The sequence below is a fragment of the Tolypothrix sp. PCC 7712 genome, assembly GCF_025860405.1.
Taxonomy (GTDB): domain Bacteria; phylum Cyanobacteriota; class Cyanobacteriia; order Cyanobacteriales; family Nostocaceae; genus Aulosira; species Aulosira diplosiphon.
Window position 1 is genome coordinate 4,898,128 of record NZ_CP063785.1, and the last position, 17,247, is coordinate 4,915,374.

At 37.7% G+C, this 17,247-nt stretch carries 12 protein-coding genes; 5 read left to right on the top strand and 7 right to left on the bottom strand.

Going from position 1 to position 17,247, the window contains the following annotated elements:
* Positions 1–558: 558 nt before the first annotated feature.
* Positions 559–789 carry an EF-hand domain-containing protein gene (locus tag HGR01_RS20080; protein WP_045870719.1) on the top strand — a complete coding sequence of 77 codons (231 nt, stop codon included), beginning with the start codon at positions 559–561 and terminating at the stop codon, positions 787–789.
* A 267-nt stretch (positions 790–1,056) separates the two neighbouring features.
* Here HGR01_RS20080 and HGR01_RS20085 read toward each other — a convergent pair whose 3' ends face one another.
* Positions 1,057–1,566, bottom strand: coding sequence for a hypothetical protein (locus HGR01_RS20085; protein WP_045870718.1), 510 nt, complete (start codon positions 1,564–1,566; stop codon positions 1,057–1,059).
* A gap of 9 nt (positions 1,567–1,575) precedes the next feature.
* Positions 1,576–2,499 (bottom strand): homoserine kinase, encoded by a 924-nt coding sequence (gene thrB, locus HGR01_RS20090; RefSeq protein ID WP_045870717.1) that lies wholly within the window; start codon positions 2,497–2,499, stop codon positions 1,576–1,578.
* 484 nt (positions 2,500–2,983) lie between these two features.
* On the opposite strand from thrB, the gene HGR01_RS20095 reads away from it, so the two are divergent.
* From HGR01_RS20095 to HGR01_RS20110, 4 genes are all read left to right on the top strand, one after another.
* Positions 2,984–3,583, top strand: a complete 600-nt coding sequence (locus HGR01_RS20095; protein ID WP_045870716.1) for a helix-turn-helix domain-containing protein — start codon at positions 2,984–2,986, stop codon at positions 3,581–3,583.
* Between the two features lie 35 nt (positions 3,584–3,618).
* A complete protein-coding gene (locus HGR01_RS20100) occupies positions 3,619–6,342 on the top strand; it encodes a peptidase domain-containing ABC transporter (RefSeq protein ID WP_045870715.1) in 2,724 nt (907 codons plus the stop codon).
* A 453-nt stretch (positions 6,343–6,795) separates the two neighbouring features.
* Positions 6,796–8,304 (top strand): HlyD family efflux transporter periplasmic adaptor subunit, encoded by a 1,509-nt coding sequence (locus tag HGR01_RS20105; protein ID WP_045870714.1) that lies wholly within the window; start codon positions 6,796–6,798, stop codon positions 8,302–8,304.
* 56 nt (positions 8,305–8,360) lie between these two features.
* Positions 8,361–9,098: a peptidylprolyl isomerase gene (locus HGR01_RS20110; RefSeq protein ID WP_045870713.1), complete on the top strand. Its 738-nt coding sequence runs from the start codon at positions 8,361–8,363 to the stop codon at positions 9,096–9,098.
* 113 nt (positions 9,099–9,211) lie between these two features.
* On the opposite strand, the gene HGR01_RS20115 is transcribed toward HGR01_RS20110, so the two are convergent.
* From HGR01_RS20115 to HGR01_RS20135, 5 genes are all read right to left on the bottom strand, one after another.
* Positions 9,212–9,421 (bottom strand): hypothetical protein, encoded by a 210-nt coding sequence (locus HGR01_RS20115; protein ID WP_045870712.1) that lies wholly within the window; start codon positions 9,419–9,421, stop codon positions 9,212–9,214.
* Between the two features lie 422 nt (positions 9,422–9,843).
* Entirely contained in the window at positions 9,844–13,059 is a 3,216-nt protein-coding gene (locus HGR01_RS20120; RefSeq protein ID WP_045870711.1) for a type 2 lanthipeptide synthetase LanM family protein, read from the bottom strand.
* A 48-nt stretch (positions 13,060–13,107) separates the two neighbouring features.
* On the bottom strand, positions 13,108–14,220 hold the full coding sequence (locus HGR01_RS20125; RefSeq protein ID WP_045870710.1) for a T3SS effector HopA1 family protein: 1,113 nt from the start codon (positions 14,218–14,220) through the stop codon (positions 13,108–13,110).
* A 24-nt stretch (positions 14,221–14,244) separates the two neighbouring features.
* The gene (locus tag HGR01_RS20130; RefSeq protein WP_045870709.1) at positions 14,245–15,408 is read right to left on the bottom strand and encodes a phosphotransferase family protein; all 1,164 of its coding nucleotides are present in this window, start codon (positions 15,406–15,408) and stop codon (positions 14,245–14,247) included.
* Between the two features lie 398 nt (positions 15,409–15,806).
* Positions 15,807–17,240, bottom strand: coding sequence for an FAD-binding domain-containing protein (locus HGR01_RS20135; protein WP_045870708.1), 1,434 nt, complete (start codon positions 17,238–17,240; stop codon positions 15,807–15,809).
* Between the last annotated feature and the right edge of the window lie 7 nt (positions 17,241–17,247).

Genomic DNA, 17,247 nt, shown 5'->3' on the forward strand with positions numbered 1-17,247 from the left:
GAGTTAAATCAAGAGGGTGCGTTAGCCTTGGCGTAACGCACCCTACTGGACTGACACGCCTAAAATGAGGCATTATACCAATTTGAAAAAAGAATACGACAGATTGTAGGGGCACGGCACGCCGTGCCCTCTGGAATATATTGATGCGTCGCGAACATTTTTTGATTTTGTATCACTATGAAAGAAGCCAGAAGAATTGGGGGATTCTCCCCCAAACCCCCGATTGGGTGACGGTTGCGTCCCCCAAACCCCCTCCAAAATTATTGTTCGGTTTTTTGTTGAGTAATACCAATTGGAAAAAAGAAGGCGACAGATTGTAGGGGCACGGCGTGCCGTGCCATCTAGAATATATTGATGTGTTGCAAACATTATTTGAATTGGTCTTAGATTTGATGAAATGAATTTTTGCTATTGCACCAAAATTAGCTGTGTCAGTCCACTACTTTTATTAGGAACTGCTGATTTAAGCCCTAGCGATACCCGTTTTTATGTCTCAGGATAGTCAGTTTATTTAATTAAGAGATATTAAATTGAAAAATTAATTCAAATAGTAAAGTCATGGCAACCGAGCAAGAGCTTCAATCTCTTTTTAATACCTTAGATATCGATCAAGATGGCAAAATCTCCATTAATGAGCTTTTTTTAAGCCCTGGTTTAAGTGCAATCATCTCAGCTGAAACAGGTGTTAGTAGCCCCCAGGAATTGCTAGCTATGCATGGAGATAAAGACGGTAGTATCTCCTTTGAAGAGTTAAAGGAAGTAGTTAAGAAAGCAAGTAATTTAACCTAGTAGACTGCCAACCCAAAAATGCTGGGTGAAGCCTGGGGAATGGGGAAAGGTAAAAGGGTAAGGGATAAAAAACCTTTCCCCCTTACCCCTTAACCTTTATCCTGCTCAGTTACCTTGGCGAACCACTAGTAGTCCAAAACCTAATACCCAAAATCCCTCTCTAGCCGACGCTTTGAGGGATTTGTAATTGTGGAAAGGGAGTAGGAGCGATCGCTCTTACTCGCCCCTGCCAAAAAAGCGATAGTATATTTTTGAGTTGGAAGTCCCTTAAACGATGCGATTGACAATTGTCCATACTTCCCCATCTGAGCGGACATGGGGAACTGAGATTGTCTTGAAGCCAGTAATAAATGGTTTGTAATAAACCTGCCAATAGATAGGGCTGAGTTGATCGGCGCAAGATTTTAATAGGCGGATTTCTTGGGCTAGTTCTCCAGCAAGTTGATTAATCCGTTGAGCATGAACTTGCGCCACGTTTCTAGCTTCTTCTAGCTGCTGTTGTAGGGTAAGTTCTTTGGAGTCGATTTGCCAACGTGCTAACTCAGCTTGTTTTTGTTCTAGCTGCAATTCTAAGGCTGCGATCGCATCATCTATTCCTTTGAGTTCCACAGCTAAATGGGAATTTTCCCTAGCAAAGCGACGGTAAGCTTCAGCTATGGCGATGGGTGAATCATTCTCGCTCAACACTACATTATTAATAGTGAGGGCAGCACGTTCCTGGTGGAGAGCCTGAATTTGTTGGCTAAGTGCTGCTATTTCTGAGATAATCTGCTGCATAATTCCTATTTATCCTTCATTAAGGCTGCTTGCACCTTGGTTATCCAAAGAAAGCGATCGCACATCAGCTGTAATTCCTACTGTTTGCCAAGCAGTTTGCATTGCTGCTGCTACAGCCTGGGAATTTTGTGCATCTGCTAAAGCCAACAACGTCGGCCCTGCACCACTAATCACCATGCCATAAGCACCAGCAGCTACAGCAGCTTGATTCACCGCATCGTAACCAGGAATCAAAGCTTTACGATAAGGTTGATGTAACTTATCTTGCAAAGCCGTCTTTAACCATTCTCCCTTACCAGTTGCCAAGCCCCGCAACAATAAACCCAAATGAGCTGTATTGAAAATTGCATCTGCACGGCTGAACTCTGTGGGGAGAACCCGCCGCGCTTCTTGAGTTGAAAGTTCAAAATCAGGAATTGCTACCACTGGCACAACATTTTCATCCCAAGGAACATCACAAATTTCCCAACCTTCAGCACTGGTAGCAGCTAGACGACATCCCCCCAATAAAGCGGGAACAACATTATCAGGATGTCCTTCCATTGCGATCGCTAATTCCATCACCTGCAACTGCGAAAGTGGTTCCCCAGCCAGTTGATTAGCCGCAACTAAACCACCAACAATTGCTGTCGCGGAACTACCTAAACCCCGCGCCAAAGGTACACCTAAATCAATCTCAATTTTCACACTCGGCGGTATCTGCTCTATATGTTGATATAACTTGACAAAGGCTTGATAGAGCAGATTACTTTCATCAGTGTTTACCCCTTCTGCTTCTTTACCTGTAACGTGAATAATTAACCCGCCTGCATCCAGACGCGTAAACTTAACTTTGTTATACAGCGTTAAAGCTGCACCAATGCAGTCAAAACCAGGCCCTAAGTTAGCAGTGGTGGCGGGAACAGTAACAGTGACACTAGAAACAACAGACATCTGCAAATCTCACTAATCGCTCAATAAGCATCCCATGTCATTTGTCATTTGTCATTGGTTATTGGTTATTGGTCATTTGTCATTTGGGGTTTGGTAATTGACCTCAACTCATTTGCGACTAAACGCCCTAAATCATAGACTGCTTGCAGAAGTCGGAGAAAGGTTTTGTATTTTCCCTTTCCCCTTTCACCTTTTCCCCTTCCCCTTTCACCTTTCCCCTTTCCCCACCCCTATGCGATCGCGCATTTGACCGCTTAATTGTACTCAATAAAATCTTTACGGAAAATAATTTCTTATCTGTGTAGTTACTAGTATCAATTCCCAAAGCATTGACTTTTGGGCAAAAAAAACTTACGTCTGCATCATGCAGCGTACGAAAAACAACTTAGAATATACCGAAATTTACGGTTATTTCTACTTTAACTCTCAGGGTGCATAAAAGTTTATCAGTCAATCTATAGGGAATCAACAGCCAAATACCGTGATGTCAAACGATTTTGAGCAGCCTGAAGTTAATCTCCCAAATATGGGAACAGGTAAGTATTTAACACCATTTCAGCGTAAACAGCTGCAAAAAAATTTACAAGATGATTTGTCTGAGTCTTATCATCAGCGAATCGAAATTATGTTGTTGGCGGATGAGGGCAAAACTCAAACCGAAATTTGCCAGATATTAAAATGTTCTCCGGCGACAGCACGACATTGGATGCATATTGCCCGTACTGGGATGGCGCATCAATGGCAAGATTGCCCTCTAGGTCGTCCAAAAGCAATTAATCAGGAATATTTGGAACGCTTACAACAGTTACTTTCTCTAAATCCTAGGGATTGTGGCTATGGGTTTAGACGCTGGACAGTCAATTGGTTGCGAAAGCATTTAGCGAAAGAATTGGGAATAGATGTGAGCGATCGCCATCTTAAACGCGTCCTCAAACAAATGGGGTTATCAACAGTCCCCAAACCTACTTTATCTCAGAGTGAACATACAGAGAAAACAGCAGGACAAAAAATCTTGATTTCTGACCTTAAATCCGAAAAATCACGTACTTTTACGGGATTTTTTCTTTGGGAATCAGAAAAATAAATACGCAAAAAAAGTAAGTACTAGTTCAGAATTTCATGGCGCAATATATCTCAGAGTCGCTGTCTGTGCAGCAACTATGCAGTGTCTTGGGTGATTCCCTCTCCTCAGAAGACTTACAGCACTGCCTTCAACAAGTTAAATATCTTACTCCCAAGGTAGGAAAATTTTGGCAAGGAACAGATGTTGAACCAGGTATCTACATTGTACTTGCAGGTAAAGTCAGATTACTCGATGATGCGGGTGAATTGATTGCAACCTTGGAAGTAGGACAATCATTTGGGGAATTTACCTTGTTTCGAGAGGCTGGTTTTCAAGCTTATGCCGCCAGAGCCAGTGTTAATTTACACCTGGCTTTTCTTGGCGATGCAGCCCTGTCACCATTGATAGACAAGTTTCCGCAAATTTACGCACATTTACTTACCCAAGCACAAGCAAAAAATTCCCTCTTTGTTAGGTCTGACAGTGAAACCCCATCTCCCCAGCTTGTTGAACAGCCAAGCGTCACAAGTTCTTCCCCACCACCAGCCAGTAATTCCCAGAAAAAGATTAGCAAAGCCTACTTTCCCAACCCTACACAAAGAGTCGGGCATTTATGGCAACGCGTCACCAAAAGCTATCCATATTTTGCCCAACAGAGTGCCTCAGATTGTGGTGCAGCTTGTTTGGTGATGGTGTCTCGTTATTGGGGAAAGCGCTTTAGTGTCAATTTTGTGCGAGATATTGCCAATGTTGACCGCAACGGTGCATCTCTGCGCGGATTGTCAATTGCAGCCGAAAGTATCGGATTTAACACCAGACCCGTAAAAGCTAGTCTCGACCAATTAGCCAAGCAAATATTACCTGCGATCGCTCACTGGGAGGGCAAACATTATATAGTTGTCTATGAAATCACCAAAAAATATGTCATAGTTGCAGACCCAGCCATTGGTCAGCGTACCCTCACTCACCGGGAATTTAAAGCAGATTGGACTGGATATGCGCTACTACTGCAACCCACAGCCCTGTTAAAAGATAGGGAAGAGAGTACAACACCCTTTTGGCAATTTTTTGAGTTAATTAAACCTCACGGCTTGGTGTTGCTAGAAGTATTTTTAGCTTCCTTATTTATCCAAATTTTTGGACTAATTACCCCCTTATTTACCCAGTTTATTCTCGATAGAGTGGTAGTGCAGCGTTCTGAGTTAACTTTAACGGCTGTGGGTTTAGGATTGCTAATTTTTAGTTTATTTCGAGTAGCACTAACAGGTTTACGTCAATATTTACTAGACCACACAGCCAACAAGCTAGATGTCGCTTTAATTGTCGGATTTATCCGTCATACCCTACAACTTCCTTTAAGTTTCTTTGAAACTCGTTATGTTGGAGATATAATTTCCCGTGTCCAAGAAAACCGCAAAATTCAAAGCTTTCTTTCTGGTGAGGCATTATCAATCCTCTTAGATTTACTCACTGTATTTATCTATGTAGGATTAATGTTTTGGTACAGTTGGAAAATGGCATTAGTTTCCTTGGTAATTGTACCACCATTCTTTTTGCTGGCGTTGATTTCCACACCATTTTTAAAGAAGATTTCTCGGGAAATATTTAGTGCTTATAGCCAAGAAAGCAGTTATCTCATTGAAGCTATTTCTGGGGTGCGGACAATTAAATCTACAGCCGTAGAACAAACAGTACGTTGGCATTGGGAAGAGTTATTGCACAAGGCAATTAAAACGGGTTTTTCTGGACAAGTTATTAGCAATCGCTTGCAAATTTTTAGTAATGCAATTCAAGCAATTGCCACTACAGTTTTACTATGGTTTGGGGCACATTTAGTAATTCAGAATCAGTTAACGATTGGACAGCTTGTGGCATTTAATATGCTGTTAGGGACTATTATTGCTCCTTTTCAACGTTTAGCAGTATTGTGGAACCAATTACAAGAAGTTTTCATTGCAATGGAACGCATTAATGATGTATTAGATACAGAGCCAGAGGAAAATTCGCAACATCAAATCAAACAAAGCTTACCTTTAATTCAAGGTAATATCCGGTTTGAAAATGTCACCTTTCGCTATAACTTAGAAAGTGATACTAATGTGATTGAAAATTTGAGTTTTCACATTAAATCAGGGCAAATGGTAGCATTAGTAGGTCGCAGTGGTTCGGGTAAAACTACGATTTCTAAGTTAGTTTTAGGCTTATATCCCCCTAGTGATGGGAAAATATTAATTGATGGATGTGATATTACCAGTATTTCCTTACGTTCCTTACGTCAACAGGTTGGAGTGGTTGACCAAGATACCTTTTTATTTGGTAGTACGATTCGGGAAAATATTAGCTTAGGACATCCAAGCACAAAATTAGAAGACATCATCGAAGCAGCTACTTTAGCTGGTGCTGATGAGTTCATTAAAAAGTTACCAATGGGTTATGAAACTCAAATCGGGGAAGGTGGAGGGATGTTGTCAGGAGGACAAAGGCAAAGAATTGCCATAGCTAGAGCCTTATTAGGTAAGCCCCAATTGTTAATTTTTGATGAGGCAACTTCTCATTTAGATACAGAATCAGAAAGAATTATCCAGAAGAATTTTAATACAATTCTTAAGGGAAGAACTACCTTAGTAATTGCCCATCGTCTTTCAACAGTCAGAAATGCGGATTTGATTTTGGTCTTAGATAAAGGTGTGTTAATTGAAAGTGGAACTCACCACGAGTTGATGAGAAACCGTGGGCATTATTTCTATCTCAATCAACAACAATTAGATACATCAGCCTAAATTGAGCATCTCTAAAAATCAAGCATGATATTTTCAAATATTTGATTTTTGAGAAAAACTTAGTATATCTTTATTCCCAGTTTAATTTCTAATACTAATTACAAAAATATTGATGCAAATATATTTTTCGTAGAGGTTTAGCATTGCTAAAACCTCTACCAATATCTTTGTCTCATTATTAAATTGAAATAGTCTCAGCAAGCATTTTCTCCAAATCAAACCGGATGGCTATAGGACAATACAGTTCAGTTAAGAAAACTAATTGACAACAAAACCAAAAAACTAGTTACTCAACAAAAAAACAGAACAATAATTTTGGAGGGGGTTTGGGGGAGAATCCCCCAATTGAGCTAGCTTTTTCCACAAGTGGCAAATCAATTACTATGTTTTTAGCATAACTGTATTGGGCTATAGAATTGCCATAAATTGCAAATTTAAAACAAAAAAGACCTTATGTCCGAGATATTCAACAGCGAAGTAGCAAACACCATCAATGACTACGAAAAGCAAGACAAATCAACTGCAAACATAAATAAGTTGCCTGATGATTGGTCTGAATATACTAAAGATTTGCTTGATGAATTACCCCAACTTTGGACAAGGGGAATGCTGTATTTTTTGCTCAGTTTTATATCTATTTCTCTGCCTTGGGCAATGCTATCTAAGGTAGATGAAACTGGTACAGCTAGGGGAAGACTTGAACCAAAAGGTAAAACATTTAAGTTAGATAGTGCAGTACCAGGAACGGTAACTTCTATCCCCGTTAAAGAAGGAGATTTAGTCAAACCTGGAGAACCTGTAATGATATTAGATGCAGAATTAGTTAAGTCTGATTTGCGCCAAAGTAAGGAGAAATTAGAAGGACAATTAAACAGGCGATCGCAATTAAATCTGCTGAAAAATCAAATCATCGTCTCTTTAGCCACTCAACGCCAACAAAACCAGGCTCAAGAGTTAGAAAAACAAGCCCAAATTGAGCAAGCACAGCAAAATTTAACGGCTTTAAAAAACTCCTACGAAATTCAACAAACCGAAAAAATTACCCAAGTTAATCAAGCAAGACAAACTATTGAACAAACTCAAACGGCAAATAAATTATTAGAAAATAGTCTAGCCAGCGCCCAAAGAGAAGTAGAACGCTACAACCAACTTCAACAAGCCGGTGCTATTCCCGAAATTAATGTTGTTGATAAGCAAGATATCGCCAAAGACAGGCAGAGATTATACGAACAAAGCAAATCAGATATCAAACAAGCTAATCTCCGCCTAGCCGAACAACAAAGTAGTTATCAGCGCACAATTCGCCAAGCCAAGGCAGAAATTGAACAAGCATATTTACGCTTAAAAGAACAAAAACGCAGTTATCAAGCATTAACTCATTCTGGAAAACTAGCAGTACTTAAAAGTGAGGAACAATTAAAGAACTTAGACACAGAAATGACAACGTTACAAGCAGAAATTGCTCAAGCTAATAGTCAAATAAACAGCTTGCAATTGCAATTACAGCAACGAGTCTTAAAATCTCCCATTGCTGGGAGAGTATTTCAACTCCCAATTCAGCGTCCAGGTGCAGTTGTTCAGCCTGGAACAATGGTTGCGGAAATTGCTCCCGAAAATTCACCGTTAATTCTTCGCGCACAAATGCCCACATCTGAAAGTGGTTCTTTACGCAAAGGATTGCCTGTGAAACTTAAATTTGATGCCTATCCTTTCCAGGATTATGGAATTATTGAAGGCGAGTTATTAGATATTTCCCCAACCACATCAGAAATCGATACACCTAATGGAAAAATCGCTGCATATAATTTAGAAATTGCCCTGAAAAGTAATTGTATACCTAGTAAAAATAAATGTACACCTTTACGTCCTGGCGATACAGCAACCGCAGAAGTAATTGTGCGTCAGCGTCGGATTATTGACTTTTTACTAGACCCATTCAAACAGTTACAACAAGGAAGCTAAAACTTAGTAGCTCATCCGATATTTGTGTAACCGTCAGTTATTTGTGGAGCAAAATTATGTCACAAACCATCACAATCAGCAACCAAGATATTCTACATATTGTCAAACAATACCGCCAAATTCCTGATTTAATTGAAAAGATTATTACCCATAAGATAATTGAAACCACCGTATCAGAGATAGGGATTCAAGTAGAGACTGAAGAACTGCAAGAAGCAGCAGATAATTTCCGTTTAATGAATGCCCTAGAAACATCTGAAGATACTTGGAAATGGTTGGACAAACACGCTTTATCGTTAGATGATTTTGAAGAGTTAGTTTACCATAATTTACTAGCTAATAAATTAGCTCAACATCTGTTTGCAGATAAAGTTGAACCCTATTTTTTTGAAAATCAACTAGAATATGCTGGTGCAGTTATATATGAAGTTATCTTGGATGACGAAGATTTAGCAATGGAGTTATTTTATGCGATTAAAGAAGGCGAAACTAGTTTTTATGATGTAGCTCACCAATATACCCAAGATTCAGAACTACGTCGCAAATGTGGATATCGAGGAAAAGTTAATCGTCAGGATTTAAAGCCAGAAATTTCTGCTGCTGTGTTTGCTGCTAATTCTCCCCAACTTCTTAAGCCGATTATTACTTCAAAGGGAGTACATTTAATTATGCTTGAAGAGATTATTCAACCGGAATTAAGTGAGAAGTTACGTTATCAAATTATGTCAGACTTTTTTGTTGAGTGGATAAAGCAGCAAATGAATAAGTTTGAAATTATTAAATTTTTAGAATAAAATTTAAAATTAAAAATTCGGATTTATCTTGTAAATCCGAATTTTGTTGGAAGATTAAGGCTACTAGTTCTTGTCCGTTAGATTATTTCTTTTTCTGATTAACAATAACTAGCTTAAACTGCATAAACTATGGTTTGATCTGATACAGGACAGATTATTGTAGACTTTCTACAAGTACCAGTGACACATATGACTGGTATAGCACCACCAAATATTTGTTCATCCTCTCCACTTAGCTCTTTCATAAAGCTTTCTGAATCGCTAAATAAATCAGCACCAGTAAGGTTTAGATTCATCAGGTCATGTACTTTGATATTAGCCATTAGATTTTACCTTCAACGATGTTTTAAGTTTACTGATAAATCAAATCATTTCTGCTTGATTTATATTCCTATGATATCTGTCAAAATTACTAAAAACAATAAAAACAAGATGGTTTTCAAGACATAAAAATTACACTTTTGCTACTATTAAAGCCAGTAGTAGTCTCGTTATTTAGAAAAAATGCCAGTATTACAAGTTTGGAAATAAATCACTTTTGTCACTATTATTGTGCAAGTTTAAAAAAATATGAAAATACTGCTTATTATTTGTAACTGTTAGAGAGACGTTATGTTTAATTCTCTACATTCATCTAGGGAGAAGTCTATTAGCTAAAAATATCAAAAATCAGCACAAGATTTTCTTGTGCTGATAGATGAAAATTTCTGTTTTAATTACAAGTTGCAGAGAAGAATGATGTTGTTCACTCTAAAATCAGAATAGAAGGTAAAGATTCGGGATAGGCTAAACGTAATAACTGGTAACCTAAGCCTGCACTTCCTTGGAAAAAGTTAGGTCTTAAAATAGAACTTGATAAATGAGATGACAAAGCATATTGGCCACTTTGTTTTGCTTTTTTTACTACCGATGTAGACTGTTGTCTAGTAATTTTTAGCCATTCTTGTTTGTTGAGTTTTTGGGATGCTAAGACAAACAGTTCTGCTCTACCCATATATCCACAGCAGAGATTGTCTATATCTGTACTGGGTACTCCATAATTGTAGGTAGTTTCTAAAGCTAGATTAATCTCAGATAAAGTTTCTTCTGTCTGTATAATCGATAAACCACCTAAACGAGCTAATCCAATTCCAGCGCTTCCATGACACCAACTATGCAAGAATTCGATAGCAGTTTTCTGTTCTGAGAAATGGAAATTATGTGAGTTTTGAGATGATTTTTCAAAGATGCTACGTTCATATTCAATAGCCTCTTTTGCAGCTACTAAAAAAGCTATTTCTCCTGTAGCAGCGTATAATCGTAATAGAGAAAGAGAAATGCCTGCTACTCCGTGAGAAAAACCAGTTAAATATTTTTTACTATCTATTGTTAACCATGCTTTAGAGGTAGCAGCACTTTGCTGAGATAATAAATGATGACCACAAGCAACTGCTATATCTAATATCGTTTGCTCGCCAGTTTGATAATAAAGAGTTAATAAACCTGGAATTGCTCCTGCTATTCCCCACATAATATCCAGCTTTTTGTCAGTAGCAATTACCTCTTTTGTCAGTAGTTTTGCGGCTACATAAGCGTCTTCTATCAGGCTTGATTCTTGTAAAATATCACTAATTTTACATAAACAATAGATAATACCACCGATACCCAAGATACCAAATTCTGACTGCTGTATTTCCTGACAAGGTTCTGCTTTTTTTAGCGATTTATGGAAATTTGATAAAGCAGCTAATGCTACTTCTTTAAATTCTTTTTTACCTGTATTTTTGGCTAAGGCAGCTAGAAACAAACTCACTCCAGCACGCCCTTGGTATAAAGAATTATCTAACGGCTTGATTTGGTAGCGATTAGGCTTAAACATATAATCGAAATTAATCCAGTTACACCCGTTAGAGTTGCAAATCGCATTGGAGACAAGACTATTGCCAATTTCTACAGCTTCTTGTAGGAATTCTTCAGGAGTAAGTGATTCAAATTGAGGAAAATTCCCTTGTAAAGCAGTATTGTTATTTGACAAATGAGCAAACTTGGCATCAAAACTCAACCGAATTAACTTAATTTGTAGTGCTAAGTCCTGTTCATTAAGATTTTTTAGTTTAGTAATTAACCTTTGGTAACTCGATGTTTGAAAAAAGTGCTTGATTGGATAGTCTAGTTCAAATTTTAAGTCATCACTATTACAGCATACAGAGAAATAGGGAATATCTTGCTGTAGTAAATGCTTCGTTTCTGCTTGCCAAATTGCCCAAGTTTCTGGATTTGCTTCAACTTTTAGCAAAGAACGGCTAAAAGTATCAATTAAGCTATTAATTACAATGCTATATTCTAGTCCATTACGTAAAGATTGAGGATTGAGACTGTTTTTAGCGACGATAGCATATAGTATGGATGGATGAGGGATAAATCGAGATTTTAATGATTTGATAGTTGATAGAGGGCTATATTGACCCAACAAAGTTTCTTTATTTTTGATGAATAAGCGGTATATCTCCTCAAAACCAGTGACAATTTCCTCTACATAGTTCCTGGGCGAAACAGGTTTACCTTCTAAAATTACTGCATTAGTACCAGAAGGAATAATTGCTGTTTTAGAAGTTAGATGCATTCCATCTGTATTAATAAATTTCCACTCTCTAGAAGCATTAACTTGTTGGGGATAAATATTGCCTAATACACTAGAATCTTGAGCATTGGCTGAGAATGTATTACCTTCCCAAGCAGGTAAAAATCCCGCTTTTAGAATAGAATATTGAAACCAGTCTTCTGATTCATCATTGCTTTTAACTATAGGATGCATTAAGATGTCAGCATCAATCAGAATTGGATATTCAGAATTGGCGATCGCATTTTCGGAACCACAGTCTTTAGCACCTAATACAAACAGCAGTGATAATAACATTCCTGCTCTTTTATAAAAGTTTTTGACTGCGGCTTGATTCTCACAAGGTTGGTGAGCAATAAATTCAACCCAGCCATATTCTTGTCGTTGAATAATTTTGGTGGTTTTAAATGGTAAAGATATTCCTTGTTGATTACACCAATCTAGTAAATTATTAAAAGCTACATCTAAGCTCAAATCTTTAGGTTTATAGACAATTTTGACCCCTGAATCAAAGGTAATGGCTAAAAGGCTGCGTCCACCACGATGACGGTTTGAGAGAGATGTTTCTATTTCTTGGACTTTTCCCAGGGTTGTATCTTCAGAGAAAGTCTGCTCAATTTCTGAGATATCAGCTTGTAACCATTGGATAAATTCAGTGGTATTAGTTACCCAAAAATTAATATTGATGGCAATTAGTCTTGCTAAAACGGGGTAACGTTCAAAAAACTTTAATCCTCCATCTTCAAGAATATTTTGAATGAATTGAACATACAGAATTCGACTGTCATTTTCTTCTATATGATTATCTTGATTTGAGCGCAATTTATCAAACTCAAATAATAATGTTTCGGTACCTAAACTTACTAGTTGTTGCAGTAAGCTATATTCTAAGGTTAAATATGCTTTTTTACTTAATAATTCTAAATCATGATTTGCAGATAATGCTGCCGATAATTTACGGCGTGCTACCAAGATAAATGGAAAATAAAAATCTTCAAAAGGTAAAGGTTTTTGGGAATCAAGGGGTAATTTTTCTGCTGCTTCTAGATTTAGTAAAGATATACCACTTTCAATTAATTCTTTTAGGGTTTCTGCCCAAACTGGTAATTTATCATCTTTACCAAAATCTGCTGTTACTAACAAGGGACGCACGGTATTTAAATCTAATCCATCCCAATGAAGACGTTGTTTTAGCTTTTCTTCTCCGCCAATTGCTTTACACCAATTTTGCAGACGTTTTTCAATTAGGTTTTGATCAAGTTGCTGAGAATTTATATTTTGATAACCTTTAGTATTGAGGTTTTCAGACAAGAAAGTAGCGTTAATAACTATTTGGGATATTTTTGAGTCAGATATTTTCATTTTATTATTCTCGATAAAATTCAGTGAAATAATTGTTAGTTACATTCGCTAAGATACTGCTAAGACTTGGTAAATATCTTCAGAGTTAGCATTGAGATGAACACGTTCTAAATCAATTCCTAGCTGCAAAAATTGCTCTTGAATTGCTTGTATCCGTCTTTGAGGGGAATTATCTCCTTGATACCAAGCGGTGATTAAACCATTGGCAATTATCTGACAGCGATTCATCCCAAAACTTTCTTGTTCGGCAAACTTTTGATTTGGTTCTTCTGCTAAACCTAAACCTGGTGCTAGTTCCTTGGTGAATAGAGGAATTTCTGATTTAAAGTGTTCACGATTTTCCAGATAAATCCTATTTAATGATTTGCTCAAGACTTCATAATCACTTTTGTCGAAATACAAGACTCCAGAATCGTAGCGATTATAATCTTTGGGATGGTACAAAACTTTAAATTGAAAAGGTATATTTATCTGATTTAAATGCTGTGTTATGTTACCCATGACAGCAATAGCACCTGCTGGGGTGAGATTGAAATATATCCGCACAATCTGTAGATTTCCTGCACTATGGCGAGATAATCCAGCATTACCAACTGCCATGTAAAAGCCGTTTTGGACAATATTTTTTGGCATTTTAATCGGAACTAAATCACCAACAACAGCAGATGTATGAGATGGAGGTAAATGTTTATCCCGTTGAATGTACAGCTTCAAACTACCCTTGCTAACTATTAATCTAACATCACTCTGTTCTTTTAATATTGACCATCCTGACTGAAAATATCCCTCTCCAGAATTACTTTCGTGCAACTGTTTATAAAAAACTACATCTACCCCTAAAACTGTATTATTTTCTAAATCTAAGGGTAAATTATTGTTTTTTTTATCTGCTGCTAGTTCACTTCGCATTGAACCGTTGTAATAAATACCATAAAGAAAACTTCGCAATTGTAAACTGAGATATTTTTGCTGCATTTCTACAGAAAATTTTTGAAAGCGTTCAACAGCTTCAGCAGGTACTTCTAAGGGTTGATAATCTGGATGGCGAATGGAAAAATCAGAGCGAATTTCAATATTTTTAACAATATCTTCCAGAACATTGACTAAGCGCTGATTGATATTAGGATGAAGCTGAGTTTGAGGAGAATTAAGTAATTGCATAATGATTGAATGATAAAAAGTCTATTAAGCAGTTAAAGCAGTTTGCTGAATTAATTCGCTTGTACCAATCGCACCAAAAATTGTTGGTATAGACTGTTCTGGACGACATAATAAACTTTTAGCAACCTGAAGCATGGCAATACCTGTATTGCCAAAAGATTTTTGATACTGAATCATTGCTTGAATTCCTTGAATCAAAGCAAAACCCGTAAATTGCATCACACGCAGCAAAAAATCAGGACGGTGTTTTAAAATTTCTGGGAATGTCTGCAAATAAACTTGGGTTAATGTCGCAATTGAAGGCTGAAGTTTTTCTAGGGGAGTCATCGCTAAACTTAGAGATTCTTCCAGACTCAAAGATTTACTGATAACTAAGCTACCCAGCCATAATTGGACGTAGCTGCTAATTAGTGTTCCTAAATCAAATGCGGGATCTCCCCAAGCAGAACGTTCCCAATCAATTATGCGGATAATATTGTTAGTTGATTGCTGCCAATTTTGATGAGCTAATATATTATTTAACTTGAGATCATTGTGAGTTAAACAACAAGGAATTACAGCATTACTCAAATCCTTCAAAGCTGTTCCTAAGCTATCAAAACGTTGATATAAGGCAAAAAACTTTAAACCATCAGCAGGTACTAAACCAAAAATTTCTGGTTCTATTATTTCTAAATACTGAACCATTCTTCTTACTTGTTCTGTGTAAGAATCATCTGAACCAACCGAGAAGAAAGCCTGATATTCTTGATGGTTGAAAGTATGACGATGAATATTAGCTAAGAAATTACCTATTGCTGCAGCGATTTTACTATCAAAAATTTTCTCTTTGGTGTAAAATTCTATTAAATCTTGATAATCGTCTAAATATCTTGCTACCAGAATGGAATTTTCTGCATCATAATGCAGTATTTCTGGTAGAGAAGGGCGAAGATGATTTAATTCGGGAAATTTTTGTACAAATTCTTGAATGCGCCACTCACTTAAAAATTCTCCCGATGCTTTCCCTTCGTGATTATGCCGTTCTTGCTTGACTAACAGCTTTTGATGATTTGGCAGTGTTAGTAATAAATTAAAATTTTTAGCAGATTTTAACTCTATGTCAATCTGGTTTGTTTCGCTTGGAGAACAAAGGTTATGTCTAGCTAAATAATCGCAGACATTCTGAGAATTTAATAAAAAGGTCATGGGTAACTGAAAAATATCAGATTTTGCATTTAGCAGATTACTGCTGTTAATTACTATCTTCTGCAAGGATTTGATATTTTTCTAGAATTGTGAAATTCTAAAAGTGACAAAAAAAATCTAGTTTGAACATATTATTTTGGGTAATTTACCTAGAAAATATCTTCATGAGTAGAGATATTGATTATCTAGAATGATTACTATAATATTTATGTCCTATTTTGATGCGATCGCACTTCATACCACCTCAGATATAGGGTTTAGCATTGCTAAACCCCTACACAAAATCTAGAATTTTGGTGAATTAGTATTAATTCTTCATCTTAGTCATTTACGCTAGGTTTTGGCATAAACCTTGCCATGAAAATCTGTCTTTCCCATGCCCTATGCCCATTTTCAAGCTAGCTTTTTTGCTGTTGATAAATTTGTTTAAACTGTTGTTGCTGAATCTTATGATCCACAATGGGGTCAGGATAACCCACCGCACGGCGTTCTAGTGGTGTGATTTTACCAGTTACTAAATATTCAGTATCTATAGACCGCAATTCTGGCAACCATTGGCGGATATATTCGGCATCTGGATCGAATTTTTGGGCTTGGCTAGCTGGGTTGAAAATGCGTATAGGTTTAGGGTCCATGCCACTAGAAGCACTCCATTGCCAACCACCATTATTGGCAGATAAGTCCCCATCAATCAATCTCTGCATAAAATATTTTTCTCCCAATTGCGGACTGATTAATAAATCTTTAGTCAGGAAACTAGCAACAATCATCCGACAACGATTATGCATCCAGCCGCTTTCGTTTAATTGGCGCATGGCTGCATCGACAATGGGGTAGCCTGTTCTGCCTTCACACCAAGCTTGATAATGTTCTTCGTTGTTTTCCCAAGGAAAGCTTTTGAAGGCTTCGCGGTAAGCACCCTCAGCTAATTCCGGGAAGTGATACATAGCATGTTGATAAAATTCCCGCCATGCTAGTTCTTGTTGCCATGTGCGGATGCTGGTTGTGGTTTCGTCGCTACGGCTATTTTCTAGCGTTTCTAGGGTAGTTTGCCAAACAGTGCGAATGCCGATCGCGCCAAATTTGAAAGCTGCACTCAGCTGTGATGTACCATCGATAGCCGCCGGAAAATTCCGCTGTTCCTGGTATTCATTAATCGCACTAGCGCTAAATTCCTCTAACCTTTCTTGCGCTGCGGCTTCTCCTGGGGGAAGAACTAATCCGCCATCCCAAATAAATCCTAAATCTTTGGCGGTTGGTAGTGGTATTGCTCCAGTTTGCTGGGCAATTTCTTGTTCAATAGCTGTTAACCCTTCGGCATTTTGCAGAGTTTCTACTGGTTTAGCTTTGGGTTTGCTAATCCAATTTTTCCAGAAGGGGGTATAAACAGTGTAAGGGGCATTACCACCTGTACGAATTTCTGCTGGTGAGTGCAGTATCTGATCCCAGTTTTCTGCTAAAAATGCAATGCCTTTTTCTTGGAGCGCATCAATTATAGTGCGATCGCGTTCTTGAGAATAGGGTTCTACATCCCAGTTCCAAAATACCGCTTTGGCATTTAACGCCGTAGCTAAGGCGGGAATTGCTTGCATGGGATTACCATGAACTATTAACAACTGGCTACCAGCTTCCGCATAGCGCTTTTGTAATGCTTGTAAGCAGCCAATCATATAAGTTACCCGCACCGAGGAAATATCATCCCGTTGGAGAATATTCGGGTCGAGGCAAAATACTCCTACTACCTTAGGACTTTGTTTGCGGGCTGCGGCTAGTCCTGTATTATCAGAAATCCTTAAATCGCGGCGATGCCAAAATAGAATTAAGTCAGACATTCCATTA